3 protein-coding genes are annotated in these 725 nt (G+C 58.3%); all 3 read right to left on the bottom strand.

Annotation, left to right across the window (positions count from 1 at the left end; translation table 11 throughout):
* The coding region (rpsH, locus tag VZ95_RS19485; RefSeq protein ID WP_045777340.1) for a 30S ribosomal protein S8 at positions 1 to 140 on the bottom strand (140 nt) is incomplete at its 3' end.
* A 14-nt stretch (positions 141 to 154) separates the two neighbouring features.
* Positions 155 to 460: a 30S ribosomal protein S14 gene (gene rpsN, locus VZ95_RS19490; protein ID WP_045777341.1), complete on the bottom strand. Its 306-nt coding sequence runs from the start codon at positions 458 to 460 to the stop codon at positions 155 to 157.
* A 15-nt stretch (positions 461 to 475) separates the two neighbouring features.
* On the bottom strand, positions 476 to 725 hold a 250-nt coding region (gene rpl5 / locus VZ95_RS19495), incomplete at its 5' end, for a large ribosomal subunit protein uL5 (protein WP_045777342.1).

Consider the following 725-nt stretch of genomic DNA (forward strand, 5'->3'; position numbering starts at 1 on the left):
CGGATGTAACCTTCACGCTTCAACACTTCGAGCACATTCGCCCGCAGCTTCGATGCCGGGGATAGAACCACCGACATACGCGCATGCTGGGCGTTGCGGATGCGCGTCAGCATATCCCCTAAGGGATCGCTCATCGCCATATCCTAAACTCCTCTTACCAGCTCGACTTGACCAGGCCAGGAATCTGGCCGGCCGAACCCAGTTCGCGCAGTGCATTACGGCACAGCTTGAACTTGCGATACACGGCGCGCGGACGCCCCGTCACTTCGCAGCGATTGCGAACGCGGATCTTCGCCCCATTACGGGGCATTTCCGCGAGCTTCAGCGTTGCCGAGAACCGCTCTTCGAGCGAAGTCTCTTTATTCTGAATGATCGCCTTCAGCTTCGCACGCCGATTGGCATGCTGCGCCGAGAGCTTCTCGCGGTGTTTGTTCTTTTGAACAGAACTCGTCTTGGCCATGGGGACCTCTCCGCCTTACGACGCGAACGGCATTTGGAAACCCTTGAGCAGGGCGCGCGCTTCGTCGTCAGTATTCGCGCTCGTGACGATAATGATATCCATCCCGCGGACGTCACTGACCTTGTCATAGTCAATTTCCGGGAACACGAGCTGTTCCTTCAGGCCGAGGGCATAGTTGCCACGACCATCGAAGCTTTTCGCGCTCACACCGCGGAAGTCACGCACGCGCGGCAGCGCGATGGTGATCAGGCGGTCGAGGAATTCA

It is taken from the genome of Elstera litoralis, assembly GCF_000963705.1.
Lineage (GTDB): Bacteria > Pseudomonadota > Alphaproteobacteria > Elsterales > Elsteraceae > Elstera > Elstera litoralis.